Consider the following 22614-nt stretch of genomic DNA (forward strand, 5'->3'; position numbering starts at 1 on the left):
TTGGTCGGTTTGGATATAGTAAGTGATAATGAAAGTCTATTTTGGGACAAGCCCCAGGATCAAGGAACAGTATCCGGAAGAGGTGACGGAAATATTTGAGCAGATTAAGAAATTGGGTTATATTCATACCAGTGATTGGATCAAAAAGGTCGACCCAAAAGATTTTTATAGTATGAATACGGGAGAGTTGGAAGAAAATAATAATCGGTCGATTAGAGATATCAAAAAGGCGGATATTTGTGTTTTTGAAGCATCAATGCCAAGTTTGTCGGTGGGGTATTTGGTGAACTTGTCACTCGAATTGGGGAAACAGGTGGTGGTTTTGACCCAAAATAAAAACCCGTCCTTTATGTTCGGACCCATAAAATCCAACAGTTTTAATCTGGTTAGTTATTCGCGTGATACTTTGGCAAGCGAGCTGGAAAGAGCATTGAAAAAAGCGGTGGAGGGAAGTGATGTCCGGTTTAATTTTTTTGTGTCATCAAAAATATTGAATTACCTCGATTGGGTGGCAAAAAAGAGGATGGAGCCAAGGTCGGTCTTTTTGAGAAATTTGATTGAAAAAGAGATGAAAAAGGACAAGGAATTTAAGGGGTGATATAATCTGCTGTTATAGTTTTATGTAAAAACTATGAGTAATAGATGTGAAGTTCCGTCAGATCAAAGAACAGGATGTAGCTTCTTGGATCGCATTTATTGTCGCCATGGATTGATAGCAGGCCATCAGAGAATATGTGATCAGTTTCCATTGGTTAGGTCTTCGAGAGAAAGTGTAAGACAAATATCAGTTTTACCAATGATGGTGAAGGCCTTGATCACAGATACATTTGGTGAAGAAGGGAGGACTGTTCGTGAAAAGGTGGTCGGTTGGACCCGAAATCGTGGTTAATTTTTTTAGCTTAGGTTTTTATTTTTCTCTTTGGTTTTGAGCCAGTAAGGGGGTAGTTAAAAGAACTGGTATAATTTAAAACATGAGTAAAAGAGTAATGGTGTTGTATGGCGGGGTGAGTACGGAGCATGAGGTGGCGATCATTTCGGCATTACAGGTGATGAGCGCCCTGAAAGAAGCCGGTCATGAGGTGGTGCCGGTTTATATTAGCAAGAAGGGTGAATGGTTTTGGGGAGATGAGAGGTTTTTAAAACCGGAGTTTTATAAAAATTTAAATGAGATACGGACCTTGGGAAAGAAGGTAGAGATGGGGGCCGGTAGCGGAGGGAAGATACTTATGAAAAAAATGGCTTGGTGGCAGGAAACGGACAAAAAGATTGATGTGGTATTTCCGGTATTTCATGGTAAAAACGGCGAGGATGGGGCGGTGCAGGGGTGGCTTAATTTGGTGAATTTACCCTATGTAGGGTGCCCTCTTTTGGCATCGGCAGTGGCAATGGATAAGTCAATTTCAAAAATGGCGGCGACCAGTATCGGGTTAAGGGTAGCAGAGGAGGTGTTGGTAGTCAAAAGTGACTGGGAGAGAGATAGAAAAGTGATTTTAGAAAAGATTAAAAAATTAGGGAAGAGTGTGTTTGTGAAGCCGTCGGGCGGGGGTTCGACAATTGCCGTAGGCAGAGCCGATAACCAAAAAGATACGGAAAGATTGTTGGAGGTGGCGCTTGTTTATGATGACCGAGTGGTGGTGGAAAAAGAGATTGAAAGGCCCATCGAGGTTAACATTTCGATTTTGGGAAATAACCCTTATGAAGTGTCGATAACCGAGCAGCCGATAGCCAGCGGTAAGGTTTTATCATTTGAAGATAAATATGTGCGGGGGAGCAAGGGCGGTAAAAGTCAGGGAATGGCGGGTTCCCAACGGTTGATGCCGGCCGGGGTGTCGGAAAAGATAATAATAGAAATTGAAGAAGCAGCGAAAAGTTTTTTTGCTACTATCGGAGGAAGGGGTATTGCCAGAATTGATTTTATGGTGGATAAGGGTGGCGTAGTATATTTTAACGAAATCAATCCAATGCCCGGGTCGATTGCTTTTTATTTATGGGAAAAGAGAGGAGTGAAGATAGGTGATTTGGTGGATAGGTTGGTGAATTTGGCAATTGAAGATTGGCTAGGGCGGCAAAAATTGGTGACGACATTTGAAAGTAATATTTTGGCAGGATATGCCGGATCAAGTGGAACTAAAGGCAAGATTTAGTAGTTTTGGGGTAGGTCATTTTCGAGAAGTATCCAGTCGAATTTTGTGCTTAGGTTGCGAACGGTTGGCCAATAATCATGACGGTTTATAACATGGATTATGGCGTTTGGTTTGACTAGCTTGATCCCATGGGTAATATTTTGAGTTCGATGACTTTGGCCAATAAGAATAACTTCGTCGAAAATATCGGCTATTTTTTTACCCAACTCTTGGTGCAAGGAATCAGATTCCAGGCCTAACTCGACTAACCCGGGAGTAATTAAAGCTTTGGTCCCCTTTAGATTGGACAAATCAGACATAATTTGATTAAAACCATCAAAGTTGCTGGAGTAAGTATTGTCGACGACAGTAGCTTGATTTATTTTTACTAGCTCCAGTCGATGAGGAGCGGGGGCAAGGACAGCCACACTCTTTTGGATGGTTTCAATGGGGATTTTTAATAAGATTGATTGACTAATGGCGGCTAATAGATTTAATAGATTGCCGGAGCCAAAGAGCGGAGAAATAAAGCGGAAGGATTGTTGGTGATAATTGAGAGTAAAGACGGAGCCATTTTGGTCAAAGTGGAATTGGCTAAGAAAGAAAGTGGCTTTTGGGGAGGCGAGGGAGTAGGTGTGGGCTGATTGAAAATGGGGATGGGAGTCGAGGTATTTGTGGATGTATTGATTGTCGAAATTTAGTAATAAGTGATTCGTTTTGATATGTTTGGCGAGTTCAAATTTGGTATCAAGGATATTTTGAATGGTACGAAAACGTTCCAGATGTTGGGGGCCGATACCGGTGATAATGGCTGATTGGGGTGGGAAAAGAGTAGAAAGTTTCTGAATATCCCCGGGGTAATGGGCACCAAATTCAGCCAGAAAATATTTGGTGTGTCGGGTCAGTCCCATTAAGATCGACTGGGAGATGCCTAGAGGAGTGTTGTAGCTATGAGTGGTTTTGAGAGTAGGGAAGGCGGCATCAAGAATTTGGAAGAGAAAATCTTTGGTTGTGGTTTTGCCAAAAGAACCGGTAATGCCAATGGTGTGGGGGTTGACTTGGGCAAGAAGTTTTTTGGCTTTTTGAATTTTGAGATTTTTTGGGATACTCTCGAAAGGGGCCAGGAGGGTGATCGCTATCAGCAGTGGGAGGGGGGTGAAAAAAAATAAAGCGAGGGAAAGAATAAAAACTAAAGAGGTAAAATAGGAGTCAAGAAATAACCAGGACAAGGCAAAATATTGAAGAATAGATAAAATAAGGAGGAGCTTAACTTTGAGGGTAATTTTGAGGGGGGTGATTTGGGGTAGAGAAAAAGTCAGGGGGTGGGAAAGATACCAGCGGAGGAGTTTGGTGGGCTGATAGTATTCTAGTTGGAGGATCTGAAGATAGACAAAAAAGGGGAAGTGTTTCATAAGGTTAGGCTAAAAATATGTTTTAAGGTAGGAATTAGCTGAGATTGGAGGTTGAGATGAGGGTTGTGATCGGATTGGAGGATATAAAGCCGACAGTCGGGAAAAAGATTAGCAATAATCCGGCCGGAATAAGGAATTTCCGTATCGTTTTCCCCCCAAACTAAAAAGGAGGGGATTTTTGCTTGATTAAGCTGGCTCATTAAATCAAAATTAACTATTTTTTTGAGAATGTCGCGGTGCTCGGGAGAGCTGTTGTAATAATCGGTGGAGGAAATGCGGGAGAGTAAAAAGCAGAGAAGGGGTTCGGGGAGGATGGCTTTGAGGAAGCTAAATTGGCGATAGACGAAGATTTTGAGTTTTTGTTTCAGGGATTTGCGACGGTCAATAGCCGGAGAAATCAGAATCAAAAAGGAAATAACCGAGGGGTGAGTGGCGGCGATATGGGTAGCGATTTGGCCACCAAAAGAATGACCTAAAATAATTGGGTGTTTTATATTATTTTTTTTGATAAAGGCGAGAACAAAATCGGAGTATTGGGGGATACCGGAACTGATTGGGAGTAGGGGGCTGCGACCGAAACCGGGAAGGTCCAGAAGGTAGTAGCGAAAATCGGGAGGGAGATGGGAGACTGCATTGGCCCAGAGGTGGCCGTTTTGGCCCCAACCGTGGAGAACAAGGCAATCTTTTTTGGCTTTGGGGTTGACAATTTCAAAGTGAACCAGATTATGATCGATAACAATATCCATACTGGATATATTCTATAATATAATGCGATGAAGTTGAGGTTTAGAGTTGATAAAATAATTCGGGTTTTTGAGAAAAAATTGAAACCGTTTAACCGGATAGAAATTTCGAGAGGGAAGATGCTGGGAAACTATAGAAGTTTTGTGAAGATGGGAAAGAAGATGGAATTTTGGCCGGTGATGAAAGCTAACGCATATGGGTGTGGAATTGAACAAATAACAGAAATACTGGATGGTGTAAATTTTGAATATTGGGTGGCGGACAGTCTGGTGGAGGCTCAAAAAATCTGGGAGAAGTCCTCCAAGAGGGTCTTGCTGATAGGTCCAATACAAAAGGAGAATTATAAATATATCGATTTCAGAAAAATTACTTTATCAGTCCAAAGTAAGGAAGATTTGGAAGTTTTGGGAGGGTTGAATAAAGATATCAAAATACATCTAAAGGTCAATACGGGCATGAATCGGCAGGGGTTTGAGATAGAGGAAATAAAGGAGGTCGTCAAAGTGTTAGAAAAATACCCGAGAATCGAAGTGGAGGGGGTGTTTTCTCATTTGGCTCAGGCGGAAAGTGACATTTTGGTTGAAAGACAAGAGGAGAAATTCAAGAAAGCAATAGATCTATTGGAATTATACGGAATCAAGCCCAGGTGGGTGCATTTGGCGGCAAGTGCCGGGGCCTTTAGGACAAAAGATAGCCGGATAAATGCGGTAAGGCTGGGAATCGGGCTTTATGAGGGGGGAGTAAGACTGGTGTCGACGATTGTGAAGGCCCGCTGGGTAAGAGAGGGAGAGAGAGTCGGGTACGGGGGAACATATACCATGAAAGAGGATGGGTGGCTGGGGGTAATCCCGGTGGGGTATTATGAGGCCTTGGACAGAGGATTGAGTAATCGGGGACAGGTGAAATACAAAGATAGATATTATCCGCTGGCCGGAAATATATGTATGAATATGATCACGGTAAACTTTGGGAGGACGGAGATTACCGAGGGGGAAGAGGTGGAAGTTATTGGGGCAGAGGGCAAAAATTCGTTTAAAGAAATGGCCCAAGTGTGCGGGACTGTTGATTATGAGCTGATGGTTCGACTTAACGCGTCGGTCAGGCGGGAAATAGTGGACTAATCCATTTTAGTTCTTTTTTGGATTTGCCAAAGCTGGTAGAAATGTTTTTTGAGAGCTACCAGTTCGTCAAAGCCACCGCTTTCACAAATACTACCTTTATCAAAAACAACAATCCTATTGGTAAAGCGAAGGGTGGAGAGGCGATGGGCGATCCAGATAACGATTTTGTCTTTTAGATATTCTTCGATGCTATGAAGAATTTTTTCTTCGGTGATGGAATCAAGGGATGAGGTACTTTCATCAAAAATTATAATGGGTGAATTTTTGTAAATGGCCCGGGCGATGCCGAGTCTTTGGCGCTCGCCGCCCGAGAGACGGATGCCCTTTTCTCCCAAAAGCCGGTTGTGGTTGTGTTTGATTTTTTCAAGAATCGGCTCGCACTGAGAAATTGTGAGAGCCAAATTGTAGAGAGAGGGATTAAATTTTTGGGATTCTGAGGCGATGGTGATATTTTCTTTAAAACTCAAATTAAAAATTTCACTTTCCTGCGGAACAATGGCGATATTGGGCCGGAGCTTATCGGTGGCGATGCTTTTTATGTTGATATTGTTGATTTTGATACTGCCTTTTTTGGAAAGATAAAGCTTTAGAAGAAGCTTGACGAGAGTGGATTTACCGGAGCCGGATTTGCCGACCAGACCGATTTTTTCACTTTTGTGGATTGCCAGGTTGACATTTTTTAAAACTTTGTCGGGCCGGAGTTTGTATTTAAAGCTAAGATTGTTGATAGAAAGAGTTTGGACGGGAGAGGGGAAATCCAGATGGCCGCAGATGGTGGTGGTTTTGCCGGTCTTGATAAGCTGGATCATACGAAAGAGAACGAGTTTGTAGTTTATAAGCTCATCAATCCAGTCGGCGACACCGGAAAGACCATCCTGCAGACGATTGATATAACCCATGTAGATAAAAAAGGAGCCAACCGACATGCGCTGGTAATAGATGTCGGAAATGATAAGAATTAAGCTGATACCGGTAAATATTTGGGAGATGCTGTTGATAATGATCCATTTGTTGAAACCCATTTTTGAAGATTGGATGGCTTTTTGGGTGTAGCTGTGCTCACGGTTAAAAATTGCCCGATTGACCTGGTTTCCAATCCCCAGGCTTTTTATAAGATGAATATTGGAGAAATATTCATAATTTTTACCGATAACCCCTTCAAATTGTTTATTAAGCCGATGCCATCTTTTGACCAGGTTTCGGTTTAGGTATTGATTGACCAGAAGATAAATGGAAGTGTTTAAGAGGGCGAGAACAAAAAATTTGAAGTTGAAGCCTAAAAAAATTATCAGAACGGCAAAAACGTCAACAAAAATATCCAAGCCTCCACCAGATGAGCTTAGAAAGCGGATAAAACTTTTGATTGAGTCGGCGCCTTTGCTGATAACGGTGATTTTTTTACCTGAAGCCTGGGATTCATGCCATTCCAAATCAAAATCAAGCAGGCGGGAGGTTTCTTGTTGGCGGGTTTTGAGTCTGACTTGTTCGGCATACTGATTGACCCAGAATTTTGATTTTAGACGGAGAATATTTCTAAGGAGGTTATTGCCGGTGAGGGCGGCAATAAGCCATAAAATATCGGTAACAGAGGTAGCTTTTGAGGAGAGACCGTCGATGATGCGGGCAATAATCAGCGGGGGGAGCAGACCCTGAAGTGTGCTTAGTAGCCGGACACTTGACCAAAAAATAATCCGGCGGTGATAGTGGTCGGTGTAGTACCAAATGTGTTTTAGAAAATCAGAAATAGCGTATTTTTCGTTTTTAATGGCAGGGGGCATGCAGAGTAATTAAAGCATAATTGGGAGCCAACAAAAAGCCCCCTCGGGAACTCGGGGGGCTTTGAGAAGTTAAAAAAAGTTTACTTAATGACTTCGATTTTAACCGATGGGCCCATGGTGGCACAGACGGCGAGTTTTTTAATTTTAGCCGGGTTGACAACTTTGACAAGCTCGCTGATGTTGGCGGAAAGCTCTTCTTCTGATTGGGAAACCTTGCCGACAACAATGTGAATAATGGGGGCTTTCTTTTCGGTCTTTACGGCAGTTTTGGCCACTGAGAGCCGGGCGACGGCTTCTTCGGGCTTGTCGGTTAGGGTACCATTTTTTGGATTTGGCATCAGACCTTTGGGGCCAAGAACACGGGCAAAAGGGAGAAGTTTTGGCATGGTAATGGGAGTGGCAATAAGGATGTCAAAATTTACTTTGCCGTCTTTTATTTCGGCAAGGACCGCGTCGTTTAGGACAACTATTTTTTTGCCGACGGTTTCCAGATGGGGAAAAGTGATTTCGCCAACAGTCCCAATGTCAAAGGTGGTGATGTGGGCCTCAATTTTGCCGTCGAATTTGGAGAGGGAAGTAGTTTTTACCAGTTTGACAGCCTCGTTCAGAGGATAATATTTGTTGACGTCAATGTTTTTTTTGGCGGCAAGATATTTTTTGCCCCTAACTTTGGCGACTCTGACAGTTTTTTCACCGGAGGGTTCTTCTTTAACTTGGGTAGGAATTTCTTCGGCTGGAGTATTTTTTACTTCTTCAACTGAAGCGTTGCGCCCTTCGACTTTGTCTTGGACTTCCACAGCAAGATCTCCGCCAGAGGCGGATTTCGTTTCACTCAATTTTTTTTTGAGTTTCATTTCTTGAGAGGTTTTGCTCATTTTTTGATTAAAATTTAACTAGTTATGATACCACGAGATCAGCATTAGGTTGATTTTGACGGGGAGTAAGGCATTCGGTACAGGAAGTGACTTGGAAATTATATTCGGAGAGAAAAAATGCTCTTTGGGGGATGGCTTGGTGGCATGGTTTAGAGAGCTTGTCGCAATATGGTCTGTTACCTATAATAACTGTGGTATGGCGGAAATTTTCTGCAGAATATCTAGTAGCCATAATTAATGTTTGAATGAATTATTAACTATCAAATTATATCACTATATCAGTTAGGATAGCACAAAATTAGGGTTTAGGTTGGTTTTGACTGAAGGTGCGGCACTTGGCACAGCCGGGAACTTGGAAAGAATATTTAGCAACAATGTTTACCCTCTGCAGAGGAATAGCTTGATGACATATGGCTATTCTGTCTTTGACCAAATCGCATCGAGGACTTTCGGTACCCAGCCCAACGATACATGTAATGCCTGGAAAATCATCTTTGCTATAAGGGAATGTTTGAGCTGCTTCAATTTCGTCCATAGTTGGTTTTACTTAAGGATTATGTATCGAATTATATCATCAAACGGAGTTTAGTTTGTTATTTCGAACCCCATTGAGAGGGCGGTGCCGGCGACCATGTGCTTGGCGGCCTCAAGGTCTTTGGTATTTAAGTCAACCAATTTGTCTTTGGCAATTTGCTCAATTTGGGACTGGGTGATTTTGCCGATTTTTTCCCGACCGGTGGTGCCGGAACCTTTGGTAATACCGGTGATTTTTTTGATCATATCGGAGACCGGAGGTTTTTTGATGACAAAGGTGAAAGACCGGTCTTCGTAGATGGTAATGACAGAGGGAATAAGGGAGCCCTTCATGTCTTTGGTTTTTTCATTAAATTCGTTGCAGAAGTCCATGATCTTGATACCTTTTGGTCCGAGGGCGGTGCCGACGGGGGGAGCGGGATTAGCTGTTCCGGCCATGAGGGCCAATTTGACGATACTTGTTATTTTTTTTGCCATATAATTATCTGCGGGAGAAAAATTCTAATATTTGTTGACCAAGGGGGATTTTTGCTGACTCCATTTTTCGAGCAACTGGAGAGTCCGCAAGGGGTTCTAAGGCCTCAGCCACTTGATCGAGCCCGTTTTGTTGTAAACCATCCACTATTCTTAACATTATCTGCGCGCCGGTTGCGATGCCAATACCGGCGAATCCATGGTGTAGTAAGCCTAACCCTGATTGTTCTTGGCCTCGATTAATCATGAGGTTATAATTCTTTGGTAACCTGTAAAAAGTCAAGTTCGACCGGGGTTTCGCGCTCAAAAAAGGAAACGAGACAGCGGATTTTGCCTTTTTCCTGATCAATAGAATCGATAGTGCCAATGAAGTCAGCGAAGGGACCGTTGGTGATCTTGACGACGTCGCCGATGCCAAAAGGAGCCTGATATCGTGGCTTGTCTTCTTCGGTAGTTTGAAGTATTCTTTCGACTTCTTCCTGAGAGATGGCCGATGGTTGGTTATTGATACCAATAAACCCAGTGACTCCCTGGGTAGTGCGGACAGTGATCCAGGAATCATCAGTTAGTTCCATTTGGACAATGACGTAACCCGGAAAAGTTTTCTCCTGGGTTTTTACTTTTTGTCCGCGGCGGATAACCATTTTGCTTTGGATGGGGACAATGGCCTGAAAGATCTTGTCTTCGAGGTTCATGGTCTTGATCCTGGTTTTGAGAGCTTCGATGACTTTGTATTCGTGGCCGGAATAGGTGTTTATAACGTACCATCTGGCATCAAAAGAGGGTTCGTACGAGGAAAGTTTAAAAAGAAACTCTCTTTTGTTGGTTTTGGTTGAAGTTTTTGGCATATTATTTGGTTGTTGACGGTATAACTGTGGGTTCTGTAATGGTTATGGTGACCATGGCGGCAGAGGGTGAAGAAACCGCTTCCTGCAGACTCGGTTGGTTTGTAGTATTTTGTTTGTTTTGACCAGTGGTTAAATAACCAATGGCGTTTGTAAAAAGAAAATCGAAACCGCCTAATATTAGGGAGATAGCGATTGAGATAGATATTACCACAAAAGTAAGCTGAATTAAAGCATCTTTTTTGGGCCAGGTGATATTTTTGAATTCTGTCCTGACTTCATTGATAAACTGACGGATTTTTTGCATGAGGTATTATAGCAAGAAGAATGGAAAATATGGTTAGCTTCAACGCAGGCGGGGATGGTGTTATATTAAGGTAAATAATGTCATTTTTGTCGAATAGGTTTATTTTGTTTTTTTTGGCGGTGTGGGGGTTGTCGATAGTTTTACGGCCCCACAAGAGGGTATATAAATCTTTGATTGTAATTGCCAGTTTTGTTTTTTACGGTTTTTTTGGGATTTACGGGGTTTTGGTATTGACGGTCGACGTACTGATAAATTATGGGCTTATAAGATTATTGGAGCGGGACAAAGCCAAAAGAGAAATTTTGGGGTTGGCGGTAGGGTTTAACGTGCTTTTTCTGGCAGCTTATAAATATTTTAATGTTTTTGCGGAGGGGATGGCCGGGCGCGGACTGGGGGTGGGGGCGGAAATAATAGTGCCGGTGGGAATTTCTTTTATTACTTTTAAAATAATCAGTGTTTTAGTCGATAGCTATCGGCAAAAAATAAGGGTAAAAAGTTTAGCGGATTACATAGCTTTTGTTAGTTTTTTCCCCCAGATTACTGCCGGGCCGATTGGCAGGTATAGGGAGTTTGAGCAGGATTTAAATCGGCTAAACGGATTTGGAGTTGATATTTACAAATTGGAGACGGGAAGGTTTTGGACGCTAATGATTGGCGGGTGGTTGAAAATGTATCTAATCGGGGGGGCTTTATTTGAGGTAGTAAATCAAACTATTAATTCGCCGCAGAGTTTCGGGCGGGTGGATTTGCTTTTGGGAATGGTGAGTCTGAGTTTTTTTATTTACGCAAATTTTTCTGGTTATTCGGATATGTCGGAGGCAGTGGCCGGAGCCTTGGGGTTTAGAACACCTAAAAATTTTGACGATCCATATCGATCGGGGGGGGTGGGGGAGTTTTGGCAAAGATGGCATATAAGTTTATCAAGCTGGCTCCGCGATTACCTTTATATACCGCTGGGGGGAAACCGGAAAGGGATGCCCCGGAAATATTTTAATTTATTGGCGACAATGACAATTGGGGGAGTTTGGCATGGGGTGGGGGTAAATTTTTTGGTTTGGGGAGGAATACATGGGGTGATGTTAGTGCTAGATCACGCTCTGGGTAATTTAATCCGGCCAAAGTTTGTCGGGATAACGAAAGGGATAAAAGCACTTTTTAAAGGAGTGGGGTGGCTTTTGACTTTCGGATTAATAAATATCACCTGGATTATTTTTTATCCAAAAAATATAGGGTTTTCAATTAGGTATTTGGAGAATTTGGTTGGTTCAAGAGAGCCTTTGGTGACATTGTGGTCGGTAAAATTAGGATGCGTGTTGGTATTGTCCGGGATATTGAGTGTTTTTGGAGGTAAAATTCAGGAAACAGTTTCAGGAGTGCTGACAAAAGCGCCGTGGGTGGCTAGATATTTTTTGCTGATAGCGATATTTTATTTAATAATTTTATTTGGACCTAGTACTTATGTTGCCCCAGCCGCATATTTCAATTTTTAGAAACCTAAGCCAGTCTTGGGAAAATTGGTTTATGGCGATAATGGTATTGGTTTCGATGGGATTTGTTTTAAAGATTAAAGAAGCGGGTAAACAGGGAGGAATGGTCAATTCTTTAGGTCAAGTTCAGCCGGTGGTGTCGGTGACGGTAGCGGAAAATCAAGGGCCTACTGAGACTCCTGTTATCAAGAAAAAATTATCTTCGATTTTGATTTTGGGGGATTCGATGATAGTGGAGGGGTTTGGACCGAGACTGGCAAATGACTTGGTGGTTTTTCCGAATCTAGAGGTGGCAAGAAGGGGGAAATATTCGACCGGGTTAAACAGAAGAGATGTTTTTGACTGGTATAAGGAAACCGTTGATCTGGTGGTGGAACATAAACCAGAGGTGTTGGTGGTAATGTTTGGGGCCAATGACAGTCAAAATATATTGGATAAGCAGGGTAACCCTTTTGGGCTAGATGAGCCTGAATGGGATGAAGTATATAGGGAGAGGGTAGCGGAATATATGGGACTGGTTTCCCATATAACGGAAAAAATATATTGGGTGGGGCAACCGGCCGCCCGTGAAGTTGTCTTTTCTGAAAGGTTGAGGCATTTGAATCAGATATATGAGCAAGAGGCTCAAAAATGGGAAAATATTGAGTATATTTCTACCTGGGAGCGATTTGTCGGAGAAGGAGGTAAATACAGATCGGTGGTGGCTGATAACGAGGGAATAGTAAAACGGGTAAAGACAGATGACGGAATCCATATGACTAACCATGGTTCCAAAATTATGAGCCGGCTAGTGGTCGAAGAGATTCAAAATGATTATAAACTAGACTTCAATTAGGGACGGGTGTTATTTGTCGTTTGAGTTTTTTCTGGTTTACAATGGGATTGCAGCACCTTGGGATGTTTACGCTTTTTTGCTGGAAGCTATTACTGATCCGGCAAGAACGTGAAGGGAGTCATAAACTGTTTGGGCGGCTTCCTGTCCAGTTCTTCTTTCAGCAACTGTGTTGGCAACAGTTTCACAAACTTGACGGACTTTTTCAAGAATTTCTGGGGTGGGAGTGTTTGGGGTGAGGGTGAGATGGGACTGGCGTGTTAATGTATCTGCTAATTCCTGTCTCCCCGCGCCGACAATACATACTCTTGCAAGAACACTAAGAGCGTCGTGTGCTCTTTGCCCGGCTTCCTGCCCCTCACTGCCGGCTTTGATGATTTCCGCTATGTCAACGATAGCGATATCAGCAAAATTTGACAGGTCGGTTGATGAAGTATCAGAATTTATCGGAATACCTGGTCTGTGCGCCAGGCTATCAGCTAGTTCCTGTCTTCCCGCACCGGAAGTAGATGCTCCGGCGAACACATGAAGTTCGTCATAGACTGCTTGTGCGTGGGCTGGTCCCTTTTCTGCGGAGGAGAGAGCTAATGCAACTCTACTGCAGGCTTTTGCGGTGTAGCTTTGGAGTTGGGCCGATGGAGTTTCGGGAGTGAGGGGTAAATTTGTGACTTTGCCTAGCGCCGATACTATTTCTGGCCTTGGGGTTATGGCTGATGATGATATTTCTACCTTCAGTTGGGGATGGGAGGGGGTTGTGTCTAGTGTCATGGAAATATTATATATTAATTTGAATTATTTGATGGGTTTTGATGGGGGAGTGTACCAAAAGTTTGTAGTTGACGGGTACTGCCAGTAGTGGGTATGATGTTAACTATTCACTATATGTTGTGTCCATATTGTAAACACCAAGAGTCAAATGTGTTGGAGAGCCGCGATGCTCAAGACGGGAAAGCTACCCGCCGGCGCCGTGAGTGCGTAGGGTGCGGTAAGAGATTTACGACCTATGAAGAGGTGGGGAATGTTGATCTGAAGGTTATAAAAAAGGACGGGCGGGTGGAAGATTATAACCGGGAGAAGTTGGATAGGTGTTTTGAAAAGGCTTGTTGGAAGCTGACGGCAGAACAGCGGACGAAATTAATAGATGAGATTGAGATGAAGCTTTTAAATTGGAATAGTGTGGAGATTCCAAGCAGAGAAATCGGTCTAATGGTTATGGAGAAATTGAGAGGGATTGATCCGGTAGCATACATCCGGTTTGCAACCGTGTATTTGGACGTAAGGTCGATTGATGATTTTGAAAAGTTAATAGTTGATTATAAAAAAGGAAAAAATATTTCCAAAGGTTTTAATAAAAAAAATGGATAATTTACCCGAACCACAACTATCAGATAATGCCCGGTATATTGCCGAGACCCGATATTCGATGAAAGATCCAAGCGGAGCAAGCCTGGAGAAGGTGGGGGATATTTTTTGGCGGGTAGCGATAAACGTGGCAAGGGGGAACAAAAGCTTTGGGGCAAACGATACACAGGTAGACAGTACGGCTCGGGAGTTTTATCTTTTAATGGCGGATCAGAAATTTTTTCCCAACACGCCGTGTCTGGTTAACGCTGGGAAAACGCATCAGCAATTGTCGGCCTGTTTTGTTTTGCCGATTGAAGATTCGATGGAGTCGATTCTAAAAACAATGTCGGATATGGCGATGATCCACAAGAGCGGGGGGGGGACGGGATTTTCTTTTACCCGATTACGGCCGAGCGGGGATTATATATCAACAAGCGGTGGGACAACAGTGGGGCCGGTATCGTTTATGCAGGCGTACAACGATGTGACATCCCAGATTAAACAGGGCGGGGTAAGACGGGGAGCGAATATGGGGATGTTGTCGGTTGACCATCCGGATGTATTGAGGTTTGCAGTAGTAAAACTGGACGAATACAGTTTGACGAATTTTAATATATCTTTGGCGATAACTAATGCTTTCATGGACAAAATAGAGAGTGACAAAAAGTTTTCGGCAGATGATTCTATCCCCGAAGAGGTGGTTGAAGAGATCAGAGCGGCAGAAGGTAACCGGGATGTAGATGCGAGGCTGAGACAAGTGGAGGCGGGAGTAAAGAAATTATATGACTGGGCGAAAGCAACGCAAGAAGGAGAGGGCTATCCACTGATAAATCCGAGAACAGGGACAGAGACAATGAAGTTAAACGCATACAAAGTCTTTAACCTGATAACCCGATTGGCCTGGCAGTATGGTGATCCGGGGTTGGTTTTTATTGACAGAATGAACGAGGCAAAATCTAATCCCGTACCATCGATGGGGCGGATAGAAGCGACCAATCCGTGTGGTGAACAGCCGCTTTTGCCTTATGATGCCTGTAACCTGGGAAGTATTAATCTGGCCAAATTTGTGGTTGGAAACGGGGTGGATTGGGAGATATTGGGAAAAACGGTGGAGATGGCGGTGCATTTTTTGGATAACGTGGTTGAAGTTAATGAATTTCCGGTGGAAAAAATTCGGGAGATGGTTGATAAAACCAGGAGGATTGGCTTGGGGGTAATGGGTTTTGCCGATGCATTGTTCAAACTGGGGGTTCGGTATGATTCCCCGGAGGGGTTGGAATGGGCGGAAAAGTTTATGAAGTTTATCGAGGAAAAGGCAAAAAAGGCGACGGTGGAATTGGCAAATCAGCGGGGAGTTTTCCCCAGTTGGCCGATGAGTGTATATTCGGGAACGGATTATAGACCGAGAAATATGGCTCTGACAACGATTGCTCCAACCGGGACAATTAGTATGATTGCCGATGCCAGTTCCGGGATTGAACCGGTGTTTTCTCTGGCCTATCAAAAAAATGCAGTGGAGGGAAAAACTTTGTATATTGTAAATCCGGTACTGACGGAAGAGCTTCGGAAAAGGGGTTTGTATACCGAGGATTTGGTAAAAAAAATTGCCGGGAATGGGGGAGTCTTGGGTGGAATTGAGGAGATACCGGCGGAGATAAAGGAAGTATTTAGAACGGCTCTGGAGATTGAACCGGAGTGGCATATAAAAATCCAGGCGGCTTTTCAAAAGTATGTGGATAATGCGGTCTCGAAGACGATTAACTTTCCTAAAGAGGCGACGGTGGAAGACGTCCGAAAGTCGTATCTTTTGGCATATTCTCTAGGAACTAAGGGAATTACGATATATCGGTCGGGATCGAGAGAAAAGGAGGTAATACAAACAGTCTTAAAGTCTCAGAGTCTCAAAGTCGAAAGTCAAAAGGCGGAAGTAGAAATGCCAAAAAAGAAGAAAACGCCAGATGCGGCCAGGGGGGTACGAATAAAAAAACTTTGCGATATGGGCAACGTTTATACTTCGGTATTTTTTGAGTCCGGGGATGGCCCGGTAGAGGTTTTTGTGGCTTTGGGAAAAAGCGGAGGCTACATGGCAGGGACGGCAGAAGTGACCGGACGGTTAGCGTCTCTAGCGCTGAAATATGGGGCCAGTTTGGAGGAAGTGGCCGAGGATTTGGTGGGGATAGCCTGCGGACAGAGAGTGGGGATGGGAAAATTGGCGGTATTGAGTATGTTTGATGCAGTTGGAAAGTCGTTGCTGGAAATTTCTCAGGGCGAACAGCTGGATTTGTTTAAGGAGGAGAAGGCGGAAATTCAAGTGCCGGTGGTAAACGGAGAGAAAAAAACGGCGGCGGAGGTGCTGGTGAAGATGAAGGATAGACAGGAATCAGGTGATTCAAAATTCAGTGCTTGCCCGGATTGCGGAAGCCCGTTGTATGCGGAGGAGGGGTGCTTTAAATGTTCTAATCCGTTTTGCGGGTACAGTAAGTGCTCGTAAATATAATTACGAATTATCAATTACGAATTACGAATTAAAATCAAAATCTCCCCCTGCCCCCTCTTTGAGGAAAGAGGGGAAAATATAACGTCAAACGTCATTGCGAAGGAAGGAATGACTGCGGCAATCTTAACAAGATTGCTTTGTCGTTTGGAATCCTCCCTCCATGGGCGGGTAGGCGCAATGACGTGAAGTATACTAATTATAAAATTATTAATTAAAAAAAATATGCCGGATGAAATTAAGATGAGCGAACAAGCGTTGTCTTTGAAACCAGGTATTTATGAACACTATAGTGGTAAAAAATACGACTTGGTAGGTGTAGCTCACCACAGTGAGACTCTGGAAGAAGTGGTTGTTTATAGGGCACGATACGGGGAGAAGTTGATTTGGGTTAGACCTTTGGGGATGTTTCTAGAAACAGTTGAACATGAGGGAGTTATTAAACCGAGATTCCGATATATAGGAGATGATAACAACGAAAGCAGGTGATGGGGGGAAGACATTAGTAAAGGGAGTGATGATGGACAAAGATAGTGCCCTGATAGAAGCTCTGGGGGAGATTGATGAGTTGCAGGCGGTACTATTAATAGTAGATCTAAGAGATATTGCCGAGGATTTGGTGAAGATAATGGGAGAACTAGGGTGCGGGGTGAGATTTAGCGAGTGTGCTTTGCGAACTACATTTATGGAGGAGGAGATTAAAAAGGGGGAGAATGAACTGGATGCGCAAAAAAAGTTTTTGTTGTTTAAAAAAGAGGAAGCGATATATCTTAATTGGGTACGGACGGTGGCCAGAAGAATAGAAAGAAGAATGGCCGGTTTAAGTAAGATGTCGGAAGTTAGAGGTGATTTGCTGAAATATTTTAATAGATTGTCTGATTACTTGTTTATTTTAGCCCGCCAACAGGAAGACCAGTTAGGCGGGTAAACCGACAAGAAGAAGAAAAAAAATGAAGTAGGGTGTAATTCCCTCACAGTGCCGCTACGGTTATAGTCCGAGCCTTAAAACCCTCCTACCGGCGGGTTGACTTTCGAGCAAAAGTAATATGATAATTAAAGAATTTGAAAAAGGATTCGATCCTTATGCCGAGGCTCGTTTTTTGGCAGGGTTGCCGTTAGGGGTGAGGAAGGCAGTATTGGAAAGCGAGATTAAAACGGCTGCGTATGAAGCGTATTTGGTCGAGTTTCGGAGAGATTACCAATGGCGGGAGGGGCGGATATATGATGCGGAATCGGAATTGTATATTTCTGATTTAATCAGAAGTGGAAACCGGCCGGAGGAGGAAGCGGCAATGGCGGCGATAGAGGTTGGGTTGGAGAAAGGCAAGATGGTGGTAAATTTTAGTCCGAAAAATGAAAAATATGATTATCCGCAAAATTGTGTTGATTTCTGGAGAAGATACGGAGATAAAATAATTTGGTTGAGATTTGTAACCACGGATGAGATAGAGGATTTTAAAAGAGTTTGGGGGGAGTTGGGCGGGAAAGGGGAGGTAGCGGATAAATTTGAAATGTTGGCTAGACCGGTGGAAACGGATGAAAAGTTGGTTGATGTGTTTGAAAGGTTGGAGGTGGCGAAGGAGAGCGGGGAGGTGACGAGAGAGAAAATATGTGAGACGGTGGCAAGATTAGTTTCAGAGTTTAGATCCGAGTTTGGTGAGGAGAGATTATTTCATTCGGAAACAATCTTCCGGTTATTTTCGGCAGTGATGGCCGAGATTGAGAGAGGAAATATGATAACGTTGGCAGACATTCCAATCGATAGATATTTGTATGGAGAGATGATGAAGGTTCAGGTAAAAACCGGCGGGTGCGCAGGATTTAATACTATCGGTCAGTTTGCCCAGGGACAGGGCTATTTTGTGGTTTCCGGGGGTGAGGGGGTGAGGGTGATGAAGGGAATCGTCCCCGAGGGGTATAAGTTTTGCAGCAGATGTGGGGTATGGCATTCGGGGCAAAAATGCCCTTTTTGTGATTAGGGATTTGGTATCATTGGCTAATGATTCTTGATCGGCGACAGAAATATTTGCAAGTAGCCCTAAACTCAACAATTAATGAAGCGATGAGGGTAATAGATAGATTGCCGGTGAGTGAAAGAGTAATTCTTGAGGCGGGGACGCCATTTATAAAACGATATGGGTTGTCGGCAATAAGGGATGTGCGGGCAGCCTGGGCGGCCAAGTGGTGGGGGCAGAAGGGAATTCCGTATGTGGTGGCGGATTTGAAAACAATGGACCGGGGCAGTACGGAGGTAATGATGGCCAGGGAAGCCGGAGCTAGTGCAGTAGTGGCGTTGGGCCAGTCGCCACTGGAAACTATTAACAGTTTTGTTGATTCGTGTGCGAAGTTGGGAGTAGACAGTATGCTGGATATGATGAACGTGGAGGCGCCGGTGAAAGTGTTGAGGAGGCTTAAAAAGCTTCCGGATGTAGTGATATTGCACCGGGGAGTAGATGAGGAAGATTTTAACCGTGATAAGCCCGTGCCCTATATTCAGATAAACAAAATCAGAAGCAGTTTTGACGTAATGATTTCAATTGCGGGCGGGGATACGATACGGGAGGTTAAGAGGGCGATTTTTAATGATGCGGATATCGTGGTGGTATGGCGGGATTTGAGTTTGGTAGAGGAGTTTTTGAAAGAGGTAAAGTAAACACTTTAGACGCGAGTTTGGTATAATCACTATTACTTTATATATCAATATGACTCGAGAAAGATCTGGTTTATATCTACGCTTCGGAGAGGAGGTGAGAAGTAAAAAAGGGAGGCAGTTGTGGCCGGAAAGAATGAGGTTTATTTCCGATCAATCTGAAAGTTTCAGCTTTGGAGGTTTGCAGGCGAGAGATCTACTGGCCGTAGTTTCTTGTGTGGGGGAAACGATAGGTCTGAGAGATGATGAAATACAGAGAGTGGAGTTTCTATTCGGTGATCATATAGCTGTTGAAAAAGAGGGGGTGTTCGTAATGTAACATGGGCGAGAACGTATCCGATTTATCAAGAAGACGAAGAAAATCCGGGCATAGCTGGCTGTTCGATAGTTATCAATCGATCGAGGGAAATTATCGAGTCGGCAATATTAGATGTCGCGGATGGAGGCAAAAGAAATTTTTCTGAGGATGGGGCGGAGGTAATATTTGATGAACCTTGGGAGTTGGTATGGTGGATTATTGCTGAAGAATTGATTCATGCGAAGGATTTTCTTCAGGCAGGGGATATACAGACGGTAGGTAGATGGCAGGAAAAGATGGACCAGATTCGGGTGGGACAGAATTTGGGTCTGGTTGATGTGATGGAATTTTCGGCCTCAAGGATATGTACCAGGTTATTGGCGGCGGTTTGTTCTGATGTCATGGGGAACCTTGGCCGATCCAGTTATTATGAAGATAAGTACAGACAATCTTTGGGAGCAAAGGATATGGTACATGTGGACATCTCCAGAGTGTGGCGTCAAGTATTTACGCCGACGGGGTTTGATTTAAATTCCTTGCCAAAAAGTGCGGAAAATCCGGGTATTAATACTGGAGCTAATGGATGAGTTGATTAAAAAAAATTATTGGGTATGTAATGATTTATTTTGTCTGAGAAGTTGAGGCAGAATGGCCGAGAGAAGAATAAAAAAGGTGCCGATGAGGGTGGTGACGGTGAGGGCTTCGTGAAAAAAGATAAAGCCAAAAAGCAGGCCAAAGATAATTTCGGCCAGGCCCAAGAGGCTGCCGATACTGGCGTCAAAGTGACGATAACCGATAATGGCCGCCCAGTTTGCCAGGATCATGGCGGCGGCATAAGCGAATTGAGCCAACCACGGAAAGGAGAGGTTTATAGCGGGCAGGGGATCGTGAAAAATCAGGCCAAGGAGGAAATTGGCGACTATACCGACGGAAAAATAGCCAATCATAATTTGGAATTCGTGATAGTTGCCGACTAATTTTTTGGGAAGAATAACGGTGGCACTGCCCATAAAGCCGGCGATAATAGTCAGTAGGGCAGGCAGATATTGGGCCGGTTGGAGCTGAAACCGGTAAATGGTAAACATACCGATAAAGGCCAAAAGGAGACTAATGAGTTTGATCAGATTGATAGTTTCTTTAAAAGCGACTTTTCCCAAAAGGTATCCACCGGTGACCAGAGAAGCATAAAAGAGCAAGGTAGCGGTACCAATGGGCAGATATTTGAATCCATAAAAATAGGGCGCCTGATTAAGACCACCTGACAGGGCAATAATGATCAACCAGGGAAGATCGGTGCGGGAAAGAGGTTTGATAAATTTGAATTTATGGTTTAAAAGAATGATAAAGACCAGAAGAATTAAAGCCCGGGTCCAGGCTTGGGAAAACTCGCCAAAATTAGCCGACATCAGTCGGGACCAAATGCCATAGGTGGCATAAAAAAAGGCTGAAGTAACAATCAGACCGGCGCCTTTGGTTTGAGTCATGGTTGATTATAAGATTGAGGGGAGATAGAATACAGCTGATGTCCGAACAAGCAGACAAAATATATCAGCTGCTTAAACCTTATGGCTTAGACCAAGAAGAATCAAATATATACCTATATTTGTTGGAAAAGGGCTCTACCAGTGCTTTGGGTATCAGCCGAGAGCTAGGGGTGGCCAGGACAAAAGTGTATAGAATTTTGGACAGACTAATTGAAAACGGCATGGTAGTGTCGCAGGTAGCCAGCAGCGGCTTTAAATTTGTGGCTAGTGAACCGTTAAAGCTTCAAATGGAGCTAACCCGAAGAGAAGGGGAATTGGTGGGCTTAAGAAAGAATCTACCAGATTTGGTGGAAATGTTGGAAACGAGGTCGATGGCCGGGGTGGCGGGGTCAAAGATTTTATATTATCGGGGACAAAAGGGGCTGTCGCAGGTAAATTGGAATTTACTAAATGCCCGGGGGGAGTTTTTGAGCTACGAGGTAGCCACGGCCGATGCCTATATTCCGCAGGAAGAGGCGGAGAAGTTGAGAAAAGAGCTGGTAAAAAGAAAAATAGTGATCAGAACTTTGACCAATAAAACTTTGATAGAGCCGTTTACCAAAGTGGTGGAAATGGTGGAAAACTATTGGCAGGTGAGATATATTCCAAAAGAAATCGTGGATGTAAGAATGGATATATTTATCTACAACAACATAATGGCAGTATGTCATTATCTGGAAAAAAAGGATGTGTTTTGCATGGAAATGATAAATGAGCCGATGGTGGAAATGCAAAAACAGATTTTTGAAAACCTGTGGAGCCAGGCCAAAATTATGGAGATTAAAAACAGTAACGGAGCGGCAGAAGTTATCGGGAGCCGGTGAGTTTTTAAAACCTTCAAGAATCTCGATGGGGAGGGCAAAGCGGTAACATCAACTCCCCAATCGGTGGCTTCCCGGTCAATAATGGTTTTTATTTCACCACTTAATTTTTGACGTTCGGTCAAAAGGCAGTTTTTAATGACGCCGATATTGTAGTGGTATGGCGGGATTTGAGTTTGGTGGAGGAGCTTTTGAAAGAAATTAAATAAAATTAAATTTCTGTTGGCTAATTTTTGCCTACCAGGTTGTTTTCTGTCTAACTCCCCTCACTTTTATTTCTCCTGCCGCTATAGCATTGTGTCGTTTGCCTAAATCTTGAAGATATGAAACTACTGCCGGGGGGTCGCATAGGGCTTCTCGTAATCTTGCCGTGGCTTGATTATATTCAGCCAAAGATCCAAATCGTTTTCTAGTATCTTCACTACCGGTTTCTATAAACTCTCTTCCGGTTCTTATCATCTGTAATGCCAATCTTTCTATGTTTGGATTCATAAATTTAAGTCGATGATACTACTATATTGGGGTTATGTCCATCATAAATATTTTACTTCTGACAATCCTTCTCCAAAATTTTTTTTGTCTAGATTATACCTATAAATTATTTTGGGATTTTGGGGAAGAAAGCGAGATTGATGAGAACAATAAACGATAATGGAGAAGCGGGGGTTGTGGGGAGTTATAATAAGAAGTGGCCAAAATAGAATTGGGGGGAGTAATAAATATGACTAATGCGGTATCAGGTTTGTTGCAGGTGGTTTTGGGAGTACCTTGGTATTTTTCTGAACCTGCGGTGGAGAAAGCAAGGCAGAGAGTTGACTTTGAATTAAGGCAGACGGGAATTGCGACTAGGAATTTTGTTGGATGGTGGGAAGGGGAAATGATCAGAGACTGGCAAAGGTAAGTTTATTTTCCGGTCAATTTTTTGAAGCCTTCGAGAATTTCGATGGGGAGG

Annotated in this window: 26 protein-coding genes; 15 read left to right on the forward strand and 11 right to left on the reverse strand. The window is 43.4% G+C overall.

Annotated elements, in window-relative coordinates; all coding sequences use genetic code 11:
* Positions 1–28: 28 nt before the first annotated feature.
* Positions 29–598 carry a hypothetical protein gene (locus tag WC841_04560; GenBank protein MFA5828596.1) on the forward strand — a complete coding sequence of 190 codons (570 nt, stop codon included), beginning with the start codon at positions 29–31 and terminating at the stop codon, positions 596–598.
* A gap of 373 nt (positions 599–971) precedes the next feature.
* Entirely contained in the window at positions 972–2144 is a 1173-nt protein-coding gene (locus tag WC841_04565) for a D-alanine--D-alanine ligase (GenBank protein ID MFA5828597.1), read from the forward strand.
* Here the strand turns inward: WC841_04565 and murF are convergent.
* On the reverse strand, positions 2141–3535 hold the full coding sequence (gene murF / locus WC841_04570) for a UDP-N-acetylmuramoyl-tripeptide--D-alanyl-D-alanine ligase (GenBank protein MFA5828598.1): 1395 nt from the start codon (positions 3533–3535) through the stop codon (positions 2141–2143). The two genes, WC841_04565 and murF, sit on opposite strands and share 4 nt — an antisense overlap.
* Entirely contained in the window at positions 3532–4281 is a 750-nt protein-coding gene (locus WC841_04575; GenBank protein MFA5828599.1) for an alpha/beta fold hydrolase, read from the reverse strand. The genes murF and WC841_04575 overlap by 4 nt, the downstream gene beginning before the upstream one ends.
* Before the next feature lie 27 nt (positions 4282–4308).
* On the opposite strand from WC841_04575, the gene alr reads away from it, so the two are divergent.
* On the forward strand, positions 4309–5400 hold the full coding sequence (gene alr / locus WC841_04580; GenBank protein ID MFA5828600.1) for an alanine racemase: 1092 nt from the start codon (positions 4309–4311) through the stop codon (positions 5398–5400).
* Here alr and WC841_04585 read toward each other — a convergent pair.
* The 6 genes from WC841_04585 to secE all read right to left on the reverse strand — a co-directional run bounded on the left by WC841_04585 (position 5397) and on the right by secE (position 10213).
* A complete protein-coding gene (locus WC841_04585; protein MFA5828601.1) occupies positions 5397–7178 on the reverse strand; it encodes an ABC transporter ATP-binding protein in 1782 nt (593 codons plus the stop codon). The genes alr and WC841_04585 overlap by 4 nt on opposite strands.
* A gap of 80 nt (positions 7179–7258) precedes the next feature.
* Positions 7259–8053 carry a hypothetical protein gene (locus WC841_04590; protein ID MFA5828602.1) on the reverse strand — a complete coding sequence of 265 codons (795 nt, stop codon included), beginning with the start codon at positions 8051–8053 and terminating at the stop codon, positions 7259–7261.
* 22 nt (positions 8054–8075) lie between these two features.
* Entirely contained in the window at positions 8076–8285 is a 210-nt protein-coding gene (locus WC841_04595; GenBank protein MFA5828603.1) for a hypothetical protein, read from the reverse strand.
* Positions 8286–8638: 353 nt separating this feature from the next.
* Positions 8639–9064, reverse strand: a complete 426-nt coding sequence (gene rplK / locus WC841_04600) for a 50S ribosomal protein L11 (GenBank protein ID MFA5828604.1) — start codon at positions 9062–9064, stop codon at positions 8639–8641.
* A gap of 248 nt (positions 9065–9312) precedes the next feature.
* Positions 9313–9909: a transcription termination/antitermination protein NusG gene (gene nusG / locus WC841_04605; GenBank protein MFA5828605.1), complete on the reverse strand. Its 597-nt coding sequence runs from the start codon at positions 9907–9909 to the stop codon at positions 9313–9315.
* A gap of 1 nt (position 9910) precedes the next feature.
* Positions 9911–10213 (reverse strand): preprotein translocase subunit SecE, encoded by a 303-nt coding sequence (secE, locus tag WC841_04610; protein MFA5828606.1) that lies wholly within the window; start codon positions 10211–10213, stop codon positions 9911–9913.
* Between the two features lie 77 nt (positions 10214–10290).
* Here secE and WC841_04615 point away from each other — a divergent pair, with 77 nt between their 5' ends.
* Entirely contained in the window at positions 10291–11703 is a 1413-nt protein-coding gene (locus WC841_04615) for an MBOAT family O-acyltransferase (GenBank protein MFA5828607.1), read from the forward strand.
* Between the two features lie 31 nt (positions 11704–11734).
* Entirely contained in the window at positions 11735–12535 is an 801-nt protein-coding gene (locus WC841_04620; protein MFA5828608.1) for a DUF459 domain-containing protein, read from the forward strand.
* Between the two features lie 66 nt (positions 12536–12601).
* Here the strand turns inward: WC841_04620 and WC841_04625 are convergent, their stop codons facing one another.
* Positions 12602–13300, reverse strand: a complete 699-nt coding sequence (locus WC841_04625; GenBank protein ID MFA5828609.1) for a hypothetical protein — start codon at positions 13298–13300, stop codon at positions 12602–12604.
* A 93-nt stretch (positions 13301–13393) separates the two neighbouring features.
* On the opposite strand from WC841_04625, the gene nrdR reads away from it, so the two are divergent.
* The 8 genes from nrdR to WC841_04665 all read left to right on the forward strand — a co-directional run bounded on the left by nrdR (position 13394) and on the right by WC841_04665 (position 19905).
* Positions 13394–13897, forward strand: coding sequence for a transcriptional regulator NrdR (gene nrdR / locus WC841_04630; GenBank protein MFA5828610.1), 504 nt, complete (start codon positions 13394–13396; stop codon positions 13895–13897).
* Complete coding sequence (locus tag WC841_04635) at positions 13890–16367, forward strand: adenosylcobalamin-dependent ribonucleoside-diphosphate reductase (GenBank protein ID MFA5828611.1); 2478 nt, start codon at positions 13890–13892, stop codon at positions 16365–16367. The genes nrdR and WC841_04635 overlap by 8 nt, the downstream gene beginning before the upstream one ends.
* 228 nt (positions 16368–16595) lie before the next feature.
* On the forward strand, positions 16596–16859 hold the full coding sequence (locus WC841_04640; GenBank protein MFA5828612.1) for a DUF1653 domain-containing protein: 264 nt from the start codon (positions 16596–16598) through the stop codon (positions 16857–16859).
* A complete protein-coding gene (locus tag WC841_04645; protein MFA5828613.1) occupies positions 16837–17298 on the forward strand; it encodes an ATP:cob(I)alamin adenosyltransferase in 462 nt (153 codons plus the stop codon). The genes WC841_04640 and WC841_04645 overlap by 23 nt, the downstream gene beginning before the upstream one ends.
* 118 nt (positions 17299–17416) lie before the next feature.
* A complete protein-coding gene (locus tag WC841_04650; protein MFA5828614.1) occupies positions 17417–18349 on the forward strand; it encodes a hypothetical protein in 933 nt (310 codons plus the stop codon).
* Between the two features lie 20 nt (positions 18350–18369).
* Positions 18370–19023 (forward strand): orotidine 5'-phosphate decarboxylase / HUMPS family protein, encoded by a 654-nt coding sequence (locus tag WC841_04655; protein ID MFA5828615.1) that lies wholly within the window; start codon positions 18370–18372, stop codon positions 19021–19023.
* A gap of 49 nt (positions 19024–19072) precedes the next feature.
* Positions 19073–19339 (forward strand): hypothetical protein, encoded by a 267-nt coding sequence (locus WC841_04660; GenBank protein ID MFA5828616.1) that lies wholly within the window; start codon positions 19073–19075, stop codon positions 19337–19339.
* Positions 19340–19521: 182 nt separating this feature from the next.
* A complete protein-coding gene (locus tag WC841_04665) occupies positions 19522–19905 on the forward strand; it encodes a hypothetical protein (GenBank protein ID MFA5828617.1) in 384 nt (127 codons plus the stop codon).
* Between the two features lie 15 nt (positions 19906–19920).
* On the opposite strand, the gene WC841_04670 is transcribed toward WC841_04665, so the two are convergent.
* Positions 19921–20802: a DMT family transporter gene (locus tag WC841_04670; GenBank protein MFA5828618.1), complete on the reverse strand. Its 882-nt coding sequence runs from the start codon at positions 20800–20802 to the stop codon at positions 19921–19923.
* A gap of 38 nt (positions 20803–20840) precedes the next feature.
* Here WC841_04670 and WC841_04675 point away from each other — a divergent pair, with 38 nt between their 5' ends.
* The gene (locus WC841_04675; protein ID MFA5828619.1) at positions 20841–21665 is read left to right on the forward strand and encodes a helix-turn-helix domain-containing protein; all 825 of its coding nucleotides are present in this window, start codon (positions 20841–20843) and stop codon (positions 21663–21665) included.
* A 234-nt stretch (positions 21666–21899) separates the two neighbouring features.
* On the opposite strand, the gene WC841_04680 is transcribed toward WC841_04675, so the two are convergent.
* Complete coding sequence (locus WC841_04680) at positions 21900–22154, reverse strand: hypothetical protein (GenBank protein MFA5828620.1); 255 nt, start codon at positions 22152–22154, stop codon at positions 21900–21902.
* Between the two features lie 196 nt (positions 22155–22350).
* Here WC841_04680 and WC841_04685 point away from each other — a divergent pair, with 196 nt between their 5' ends.
* On the forward strand, positions 22351–22563 hold the full coding sequence (locus WC841_04685) for a hypothetical protein (GenBank protein MFA5828621.1): 213 nt from the start codon (positions 22351–22353) through the stop codon (positions 22561–22563).
* The last annotated feature ends 51 nt before the right edge of the window (positions 22564–22614 follow it).

The organism is Candidatus Shapirobacteria bacterium (assembly GCA_041659325.1).
Lineage (GTDB): Bacteria > Patescibacteriota > Microgenomatia > UBA12405 > UBA12405 > JBAZYN01.